Consider the following 9,226-nt stretch of genomic DNA (forward strand, 5'->3'; position numbering starts at 1 on the left):
TGACCATGACCGAGCTCTTCGCCAGCGGGCGCATCGTCGATGCCATCCTCGTCCTCGTGGCTTTGGAGGCGGCGGCACTCCTCCTCTGGCGCCGGCGAACCGGGCGCGGGCCCGCACCGGTTCCCCTCCTCTGCAACCTCGCCTCCGGCGCCGCGCTGATGCTGGCGGTGCGGGCGGCGCTCACCGATGCGTCATGGTCCGTCATCGCCGCCTGCCTCCTCGGCTCGCTCGTGGCCCATGCCTGCGAACTCGGCCTCCGGCTGCGCGGCAGGCCGGAGCCCAGCATGCAACCTCTCCTCGAACCACAAATGCGTGAGGACGGAACCGGCTCGAAAATTATGACGTTCCCGGTGCGGCGCCAGGGCTGAGACAGTTCCGTCGGTGGTAATCGCGCGAGGGAAACCAGCCCTATGGTTCGCATCCACGCACGTGCCTCGCACGCAGCTGCCCTGAGTGCCGCCCTCCTCGCCGCCGGCATACCAATCGCCCTTGCCCAAGGGAGCGATGCCGATCTCGTCAAGCGGGGAGAATACCTCGTCACCACCGGCGATTGCGTGGCTTGCCATACGGCGCCCGGCGGCAAGCCCTTCGCCGGCAACTACGTACTCAATACGCCCATCGGCAAGATCCGTACGCCCAACCTCACGCCGGACAAGGAGACGGGGCTCGGCAACTGGAGCGAGGACGAGTTCGCCCGCGCCCTGCACGAGGGCATCGGCAAGGACGGCTCCTATCTCTACCCGGCCTTCCCTTTCGCCTGGTACACCAAGGTGACGCGCGAGGACGTCAAGGCGATCTTCGCGTACCTGCGCTCGCTCGAGCCCGTGAACGAGGCCCGCAAGGCCTCCGAGATCCCGTTTCCCTTCAACATCCGCACCGCGCTGATCACTTGGCGCACCGCCTTCTTCACGGCCGGCGAGTTCAAGCCCGACCCCAACGCCAGCGCCGAGGTCAACCGCGGCGCCTACCTTGTCGAGGGGCTCGGCCATTGCGGCATGTGTCACAACGAAAACAAGATCGTCGGCAACAGCGGGATGGCGGGCAAGCTCGGCGGCGGCGTCATCGACGGATGGTACGCCCCCAACATCACCCCCGACGATCATCAGGGCATCGGCGGCTGGAGCGACGACCAGGTCGTGACCTATCTCAAGACCGGCGCGGCCCCCGGCAACCAGCCCGGCGTCGCCGCCGGGCCGATGCGCCAGACCATCGAGGAATCCCTGTCAAGGATGACCGACGCCGACCTCAGGGCGATGGTCGCCTACCTGCGCACGCAGAAGGCCAAGGAGACCTACAAGGTCAAGGATCTCCAGGCCTTCGACCAGAAAGGGGCACCGGGCGCGGGGACCTATCTCAGCTACTGCTCGTCCTGCCACAAGCCCGACGGGCAGGGCGTGCCCGGGGCGATCCCGGCTCTGGCCGGCAATACCTCCGTCCAGGCGGAGGGCTCCGAAACGGTGCTCCGCGTCATCCTGGGCGGGCTCGGCGCCCAGAACGGCTACGCGCCGATGCCGGCGGTGGGCACCGGTATGACCGATGCCCAGGTCGCCGACGTGACCGACTACATCCGCAACTCATGGGGCAACAAGGCGCCGGTGATCGCCGAACGCGGTCTCGTCTCCGAGGCGCGCAAGCGGACCGAGACGATGCTCTCGGGCACCGCCCCCTGCGCCGAGATCGCCCAGCCCGACATCGCCAGGGCGATCGAGGCCGCCGGCACCGCAGAGGCCCTGAAGGACATTCAGCCCCAGGATTTCATCCCACGGGTCGACGCCCTCCTGCCCAGGATCAAGTCTGCCGCCGCGAATGCCAAGACCGACGATCTCGTCAACGGCCTCATCACCGCCTTCTGCAAGGCCGGCCGCGACAAACCCCTCTACGAGAAGGCGGGATGGCACTCGGTGATCGGGAGCTTCGGCAGCATCGTCTACAGCCAAGTCAGGAACCCCGAGAAACGGGCCGACACCCTCCCGGCCGCGGTGCCCAAGGCGAACTGACGATGGCGAACTGACGAGGGCGTCGCCTCAGGCGCTCGCCGCCAGGGGGGCGGACAGGAACGCGTCGTCCGCTCCGTCGTCGTAGAAACGAAACGTGTTCCTGCCGCCGGCCTTCGCACGATAGAGGGCGAGGTCGGCTTGGCGGTAGAGCCCATCGCCGTCCACACCGTCCTGTGGGCCGACCGCGATGCCGATGCTGAGGCCGATGCCGACCGTGATGCCATCGACGCTGATCGGCTCCCGGACCGCCTCGATGAGGCGACGGGCCAGGGCCTGCCCGCTGCTCGGCTGTGTCGTTCCCGTCTGCAGGACCATGAATTCGTCGCCGCCGAACCGAGCGAGGGTGTCTTCTGTCCGCACCAGATCGTGCATGCGCGCCGACACGGTCTGCAGGACGGTATCGCCGGCCTGATGGCCGAGGGTGTCGTTCACCGCCTTGAAGCGATCGAGGTCGAGGCAGAAGACGGCGAACTGATCCTCACGCCGGCGCGACCGGGCGATCTCCTGGGCGAGCCCCTCTTGAAACAGGGTGCGGTTGGCAAGGTTCGTGAGCGCGTCGTGCTGGGCCATATGGGCGATCCGACGCTCCGCCTCCATCCGCTCGTTGATGTCGCGCACGGCAGCGACGTAACCGTCGGGCGTGCCGTCCTTCAGATTGTGGGTCAGGTTGAATGTGACCTCGACCCAGGTCCAGCTTCCGTCCTTGCGCTGGTACCGCTGCCGGCTCACCGCGTTGCGCACGCGAGCCTGTCCGAGGTCGTCGAGGAGGCGCCGATAGGCCGGGGCGTCGTCGGGGTGGACTCCGTCGATCGGACGGGTACCGAGAAGTTCGCCCGGCTCGTAGCCGAGCAGCGCCAGCGCCGCGGGCGATACGTATCGCCGCGTCGTGTCGAGATCCGACCACACGATCATGTCGCTCGCGTTGTCGGCGAGCAGGCGATAATGGGCCTCGCTGTCGCGCAGGTCCGCCTCGACCTTGGCCTGGCGCAACTGCGCCACCACGATGAGGGCGAGATCCTGGAGCTGGCACCGTTCCTTCTCGCTAAAGCTGCGCGGGACCGAGTCGATCACGCACAGACTGCCGAAGCGGATGCCGGGACTGAGGAGGAGCGGGGCGCCGGCATAGAACCGGATGCCGGGCGAACCGGTCACCAGGGGATTGTCCGCAAAGCGCGGATCGCGGGTCGCGTCCTCGATGACGAAGACATCGTCCGCCAGGATGGCGTAGGTGCAGAACGAGACGTTACGTGATGTCCTGTCGGCGTCCAAACCGCACTTGGCCCTGAACCATTGGTGTTCGGCCTCGACGATCGAGACCAGGGCGATCGGGGCTCCGAACAATGCCGCCGCCGTCCGGCAGATGGCGTCGAACCGCGGATCGGGAACGGTCTCGGACAGGTCGAGGCTGCGGATCGCTTCGAGCCTGTCGGCTTCGTTGCCGGCCACCAGATACATGTGTCCTCCGAAAGTCGGATTCAGCCGACGAACGAAACGTCGAATGTGCCCATCATCGAGTGTCGCCTCGGACCGCTTAACAATCAGTGCGCGAGCGCTTCCCCGTCCTCTCATTATGGGCCACCCTGCCCTGGGGCGAGACTCTGTCCACCGGCAGGGATTGGCATGTGGTGCAATAGAAGGTCGAGCGTCCCGCCTGAACGAGCCTTGCGACGGTGCCGGTACACTTTCTGGTGGTGCAGGTTTCGCCGCTTCGATCGTAGACCCGGAAGCGATGCTGGAACGCCCCGCTGCTGCCATCGGTCCGCACATAGTCGCGGAGCGTCGAACCTCCCGCCGCCACCGCCTCGGTGAGGACGTCGCGGATCACCCTGGCAAGCAGGCGGGCCTTCGGCGTCGGCGACCCGTCCGCCCTGGCGAGCGCCCCGGCCGGCAGCTCCGGGTGCAGCCCGGCGCGGTGCAGCGCTTCGCAGACATAGATGTTGCCCAGGCCCGCGATCAACCGCTGGTCGAGAAGCGCGCTCTTGAGAGGGGTGATCCTGTGGCGGAACAGCCGTGCGATCGCCTGCGCGCTCAGCCCGTCGCCGAGCGGCTCGACCCCCATCCGGGCGAAATGCCGGCAGGTCGCGAGGCCATCTGTGGGGACGAGATCCATGAAGCCGAAGCGGCGCGCGTCGTTGTAGGTCACCGTGGCGCCGTTCGACATCGCCATGACGACGTGGTCGTGCTTGGGCGTGCCCAGCGCCCCGTCGAGGTAGAAATCCCCCGGCGACAGGTTGGCGCCGTCCGGCAGCGCCACGTCGAAGCGCCCGCTCATCCCAAGATGCATGATCAGGGTCTCGCCGGTATCGAGCCCGGCCGTGAGGTACTTCGCCCTCCGTGCCAGATCGACGACGGTCGCGCCCGCGAGGCGCTCGGCGAAGCGCTCCGGGAACGGGAAGCGCAGGTTGGGACGCCGCAGGGTCACGCGGGTGAAACGGGCGCCGACCATGGCGGGGCCGAGTCCGCGGCGGACGGTTTCGACTTCGGGCAGCTCTGGCATGGGGCTCCGTCGAGGACCGCTTCATCCGGATGAGGTCTGTGGTATCGGCCGGTCTATCCCGTCCCGACGATCCGGCACATGGCGATCTGTCCGGCGTTTCGCTATGACGCTCCCGCGAAGGGATCAGCGTCATGAGTTCAGCCGAGAAGCCGGCCAGGGAGTCGAGCACGCATTTCGGGTTCGAGCGCGTTCCGCTCGCCGAGAAGCAGGCTCGGGTGGACGATGTCTTTCGGTCTGTGGCCAAGCGCTACGACCTGATGAACGACCTGATGTCGGGGGGGCTCCACCGGGCCTGGAAGTCCCATCTGATCGCGATGCTGCGGCCGCCGCGCAACCGGCCGTTCCGTCATCTCGACGTGGCCGGCGGCACCGGCGACGTCGCCTTCCGCGTGCTCGAAGCCGGTGGCCGGGACACCCACGTCACGGTGCTCGACATCAACGAGGCGATGCTCGGGGTCGGCGCCGAGCGGGCCGGCGACCGCTTCACCGGCCGCATCGACTTCGTCACCGCCAACGCCGAGTCGCTGCCGCTTCCGAGCGACACCTTCGATGCCTACACCATCGCCTTCGGCATCCGGAACGTGCCGCGGATCGAGACGGCGCTGGCCGAGGCCTGGCGGGTGCTGAAGCCGGGCGGGCGCTTCCTGTGCCTCGAATTCTCGAAGGTCGACCTGCCGGGACTCGACCGGATCTACGACGCCTATTCCTTCCACGTCATCCCGCGGCTCGGCGCCCGCGTGGCGGGGGACGCCGAATCCTACCGCTACCTCGTGGAATCGATCCGCAAGTTCCCCTCCCCCGGACGCTTCGCCGGAATGATCGAGGCGGCCGGGTTCTCGCGCGTCAGCCACCGCCCGCTCACGGGAGGCGTCGTGGCCATCCATTCCGGCTGGAAGATCGCCTGATGGCGCAGCCGATGAGGGATCGGACCTCGCGTCTGCGGGTGATCCGCTAGTGCTGGGCGCCTTCGTCAACCTCCTGCGCGGCGCGCGGGTCGGCTTCGTGCTGGCGCGCGAAGGCGGTCTCGCCTTCGTCGATCCCGACCCCCTGCCGCCGCATCTGCGCCTCGCCCTGCGCATGGGACGGATGCTGGAGCGGCCGGGGCTCGGCGACGGGGCCGGTCCCTTGCAGCGGGCGCTGACCCGCCTCGGGCCCTCCTACGTCAAGGTCGGGCAGTTCCTCGCCACGCGCCCCGACATCGTCGGGATGGACGCCGCCGTCGATCTCGAACGGCTGCAGGACCGGGTGCCGCCCTTTCCGCAGGCGATCGCCGAGAAGGTGGTGGTCGCCGCCTTCGGCAAGCCGATCGCCGAGCTGTTCGTCTCCTTCAGCGCGCCGATCGCGGCGGCTTCGATCGCCCAGGTCCACAAGGCGCATGTCCTTGATGCGGACGGGACGCAGCGCGCCGTGGCCGTCAAGATCATGCGTCCGGGCGTGCGCGAGGGCTTCCAGCGCGACCTCGATGTCATGCGCTTCGTGGCGCGGGTGGTCCACGCGCTCTCGCCCAAGGCCGAGCGCCTGCGCCCCCGGGAGGTCGTGGAGATCCTCGCCCGCTCGGTGATGATGGAGATGGATTTCCGGCTCGAAGCCGCCGCCATGTCCGAACTCGCCGACAACACCAAGACGGATCCCGACTTCCGGGTGCCGCGCCCGGACTGGGAACTGACCGGCCGCGACGTGCTCACCAGCGAATGGATCGATGGCATCCGCCTCAACGACCGCGCCGCCATCGTCACCGCCGGGCACGACCCGGCGGCACTCGGGCGCGCGGTGATCCAGAGCTTCCTGCGCCAGGCGATCCGCGACGGCTTCTTCCACGCCGACATGCACCCCGGAAACCTGTTCGTGGACGCCGACGGCATCCTCGTGGCGGTGGATTTCGGGATCATGGGCCGGCTCGGTCAGCGCGAGCGGCGCTTCCTCGCCGAGATCCTGCTCGGCTTCATCCTGCGCGACTACCGCCGCGTCGCCCAGGTCCATTTCGAGGCCGGCTACGTCCCCGCGCACCACTCGGTGGACGATTTCGCGCAGGCCATCCGGGCGATCGGCGAGCCGATCCACCAGCGCAAGGCCGACGAGATCTCGATGGCGAAGGTGCTCACCCTGCTATTCGACATCACCGCCCTCTTCGACATGCGCACCCGCACCGAACTCGTGATGCTCCAGAAGACCATGGTGGTGGTGGAAGGGGTCGCGCGTTCCCTCGACCCGAAGCTCGACATGTGGACCGGCGCCGAGCCGGTGGTACGTTCCTGGGTGGCACGCAACCTCGGGCCGATCGGCAAGGCGGAGGGTGCCGGGCGCGCCGTGCTGACGCTCGCCGAAGTTGTCTCCGACATCCCCGACCTCGCCCAGCGCCTGCGCCGCATTCTGGTGCGCCTCGACGAGTCCGCCCCCGACGAGGCGCAGCTCGCGCTGGCCGCCCGCAAGGAGCGCCAGCGCGCGGTGTGGTCGACGGTGGCATTGTGGGCGATCGCCGTGGGGGCGCTGGTGATGGCGTTTCGCTAAGGCGATGCAAAGCGGCATCGAATCCGCGAGGCGAGACAGCGAGAACGTCGTTCATGCCGACCTGATCGTCGACCGCGTGGACGAGCGCGCCGAGGCCGCCGCCATCCGCCATGACGTCCGGCGGCCCGTCGTCTAGGCGCTCCGACCCGCTTGCAGTGCATCTCCCACCCTTGACGCGCCGCGCCGAATGCTCGTGGGTAGGGGCATGTCCCAGTCTCTCGGCGGCCGCCGCATTCTCCTCGTCATCGGCGGCGGCATCGCGGCCTACAAGGCGCTCGACCTGATCCGCCGCCTGCGCGAGCGCGGGGCGGCCGTGCGGCCGCTGCTGACCAAGGCCGCCCAGGAGTTCATCACGCCGTTGGCCGCCGCCGCCCTGGCCGGCGAGCGGTCCCATACCGACCTGTTCGACCGGGCCGACGAAGCCGAGATCGGCCATATCAAACTCGCCCGGGACGCCGACGCGGTCGTCGTGGCGCCGGCCACCGCCAGCCTGATGGCCCGGATGGCGCAGGGCGATGCCTCGGATCTGGCCGCGACGGTGCTGCTCGCCACCACCCTGCCGATCCTGATCGCGCCCGCGATGAACGTGCGGATGTGGCAGCACCCGGCGACGCAGCGAAACCTCGCCACCCTGAAGGCCGACGGGGTCCGGGTGGTCGGCCCGAATGAGGGCGCCATGGCCGAGGCCGAGTTCGGCCCCGGACGGCTCGCCGAGCCCGCGGAGATCGCCGACGCACTGGAGGCGATGCTGGCTGATGTCCGGTCGGCAGCCGGCTTCGGGTTCCTCGCCGGCCGGGCCTCCGACGAGGCCGGCAAAGGGTTGCTCGCGGGCAGGCGCGTGCTCGTCACGTCTGGCCCGACCCATGAGCCGATCGACCCCGTCCGCTACCTCGCCAACCGGTCCTCCGGCCGCCAGGGCCATGCCATCGCGGCCGCCGCCTCGGAGGCCGGCGCCGTGGTGACGCTGATCTCGGGACCGGTGGCGATCCCCGATCCACCGGGTGTCGACGTCGTGCGGGTCGAGACGGCCCGCGAGATGCTCGCCGCCGTGGAGGCTGCGCTGCCCACCGACATCGCGGTCTTCGCCGCCGCGGTGGGCGACTGGCGACCGGCGGACCTTCGCGGGAGCAAGATCAAGAAGGACGGTGCGGCGATCCCGCCGCTGGCGCTGGTCGAGAATCCCGACATCCTCGCCACCGTCGCCGCCCGGACGGATGGGCGACCGACCCTCGTCGTCGGTTTCGCCGCCGAGACTGATTCCGTCATCGATCACGCCCTCGCGAAGATGCTGCGCAAGGGCTGCGACCTCCTCGTGGCCAACGATGTCTCGGTGGAGGGCGGCGTCATGGGCGGCATCTCCAACACGGTGCATCTCCTCACCCGCGACGGCCCCGTGGAGACCTGGCCGACCCTCGCTAAGGAGGAGGTCGGCAAACGGCTCGTCGAGCGCTTTGCCGCGCATCTGCAGATGCGGTGAACTCCTTGGTTGCGTGGCGCGTTAACGCTTGACTAACGTCCCGCGCCGCATCATTGCGGGGCCGCCGTCGGACCATCCCTCGATCCAGTCCGACGGCTCCACAGGAATGACTGAACCCTATGCCCAGCGACAGTAGTCGATGGACCGCGCCGCCTTCGGCCATGAGCGTGCTTCTCGCCTGATCGGCTGATCGGGCTCGCCCGCGACCGGCCTCTGGCGGCCGGTCGAACGAGGTGAGCCCATGACCCTGTTTCCTTCCTTCTCCCGGCGCGTCCGCGCGGACGTGCCGAGCAAGCCGGCCAACGTCGCCGTCATCATGGTCGTGATGATGTCGCTGGTGTTCGGACCGATCATCGTCATCCATCTCGTCGCGACCTTCGCGCCGTCCACCTTGAGCTGGACCCTGCTGTCTCGTTCCGCCGAGAAGACGGTGCCGCGGGGCTGACGCGACGGCGAGCGGACCGCCTTCGTCGGGTTCATGCCGGTTCAGGCATCGCCGATGCGTCTCCGGCGGGATGGCTCATATGCATCAGTTCCCAGACATGGCCGTCGAGGTCCTGGAAGCTGCATCCATACATGAACCCGTAATCCATGATCGGCTTCCAGGGCTTCGCCCCGGCCGCCAGGGCCTTGGCGAGGAGGTCGTCGACGTCCTCGCGCGACTCCACCGAAAGGCAGGTGAGCACCTCCTGGGCCTTGGTGGCGTCGCAGATCTCGCCGTTGATGAAGTCGCGGAAGCGCGGTTCG

General features: G+C 68.6%; 9 protein-coding genes. 6 read left to right on the plus strand and 3 right to left on the minus strand.

The annotated features are described in order from the left end of the window. Nucleotides 1-5 precede the first annotated feature (5 nt). Together ACFE7U_RS05850 and ACFE7U_RS05855 are read left to right on the plus strand one after the other, a co-directional pair. Nucleotides 6-368 (plus strand): hypothetical protein, encoded by a 363-nt coding sequence (locus tag ACFE7U_RS05850; protein WP_375408817.1) that lies wholly within the window; start codon nt 6-8, stop codon nt 366-368. A 42-nt stretch (nt 369-410) separates the two neighbouring features. Next, nucleotides 411-1,997 carry a c-type cytochrome gene (locus ACFE7U_RS05855; RefSeq protein WP_375408792.1) on the plus strand — a complete coding sequence of 529 codons (1,587 nt, stop codon included), beginning with the start codon at nt 411-413 and terminating at the stop codon, nt 1,995-1,997. A 27-nt stretch (nt 1,998-2,024) separates the two neighbouring features. On the opposite strand, the gene ACFE7U_RS05860 is transcribed toward ACFE7U_RS05855, so the two are convergent. Beyond that, nucleotides 2,025-3,443, minus strand: a complete 1,419-nt coding sequence (locus ACFE7U_RS05860; protein WP_375408793.1) for a diguanylate cyclase domain-containing protein — start codon at nt 3,441-3,443, stop codon at nt 2,025-2,027. Nucleotides 3,444-3,528: 85 nt separating this feature from the next. Then, nucleotides 3,529-4,494, minus strand: coding sequence for a bifunctional DNA-formamidopyrimidine glycosylase/DNA-(apurinic or apyrimidinic site) lyase (gene mutM / locus ACFE7U_RS05865; protein ID WP_375408794.1), 966 nt, complete (start codon nt 4,492-4,494; stop codon nt 3,529-3,531). Between the two features lie 131 nt (nt 4,495-4,625). Here mutM and ubiE point away from each other — a divergent pair, with 131 nt between their 5' ends. The 4 genes from ubiE (at nt 4,626) to ACFE7U_RS05885 (ending at nt 8,924) form a co-directional block, all read left to right on the plus strand. Further along, complete coding sequence (gene ubiE, locus ACFE7U_RS05870; protein ID WP_375408795.1) at nt 4,626-5,399, plus strand: bifunctional demethylmenaquinone methyltransferase/2-methoxy-6-polyprenyl-1,4-benzoquinol methylase UbiE; 774 nt, start codon at nt 4,626-4,628, stop codon at nt 5,397-5,399. Between the two features lie 49 nt (nt 5,400-5,448). Continuing rightward, on the plus strand, nt 5,449-7,002 hold the full coding sequence (gene ubiB, locus ACFE7U_RS05875) for a 2-polyprenylphenol 6-hydroxylase (protein ID WP_375408796.1): 1,554 nt from the start codon (nt 5,449-5,451) through the stop codon (nt 7,000-7,002). Nucleotides 7,003-7,207: 205 nt separating this feature from the next. After that, entirely contained in the window at nt 7,208-8,479 is a 1,272-nt protein-coding gene (gene coaBC, locus ACFE7U_RS05880; protein WP_375408797.1) for a bifunctional phosphopantothenoylcysteine decarboxylase/phosphopantothenate--cysteine ligase CoaBC, read from the plus strand. Nucleotides 8,480-8,720: 241 nt separating this feature from the next. Next, nucleotides 8,721-8,924, plus strand: coding sequence for a hypothetical protein (locus tag ACFE7U_RS05885; RefSeq protein WP_375408798.1), 204 nt, complete (start codon nt 8,721-8,723; stop codon nt 8,922-8,924). Between the two features lie 31 nt (nt 8,925-8,955). On the opposite strand, the gene ACFE7U_RS05890 is transcribed toward ACFE7U_RS05885, so the two are convergent. Further along, nucleotides 8,956-9,226: VOC family protein (locus ACFE7U_RS05890; protein WP_375408799.1), on the minus strand; the 271-nt coding region annotated here is incomplete at its 5' end.

This window comes from uncultured Methylobacterium sp. (assembly GCF_964251405.1).
In the GTDB taxonomy this organism is placed as follows: Bacteria; Pseudomonadota; Alphaproteobacteria; order Rhizobiales; family Beijerinckiaceae; genus Methylobacterium.

Coding starts and splice junctions, on each gene's coding strand:
- ACFE7U_RS05850 (WP_375408817.1), top strand. CDS start 6: ATGACCGAGCTCTTCGCCAGCGGGCGCATCGTCGATGCCATCCTCGTC.
- ACFE7U_RS05855 (WP_375408792.1), top strand. CDS start 411: ATGGTTCGCATCCACGCACGTGCCTCGCACGCAGCTGCCCTGAGTGCC.
- mutM (WP_375408794.1), bottom strand. CDS start 4,494: ATGCCAGAGCTGCCCGAAGTCGAAACCGTCCGCCGCGGACTCGGCCCC.
- ubiE (WP_375408795.1), top strand. CDS start 4,626: ATGAGTTCAGCCGAGAAGCCGGCCAGGGAGTCGAGCACGCATTTCGGG.
- coaBC (WP_375408797.1), top strand. CDS start 7,208: ATGTCCCAGTCTCTCGGCGGCCGCCGCATTCTCCTCGTCATCGGCGGC.
- ACFE7U_RS05885 (WP_375408798.1), top strand. CDS start 8,721: ATGACCCTGTTTCCTTCCTTCTCCCGGCGCGTCCGCGCGGACGTGCCG.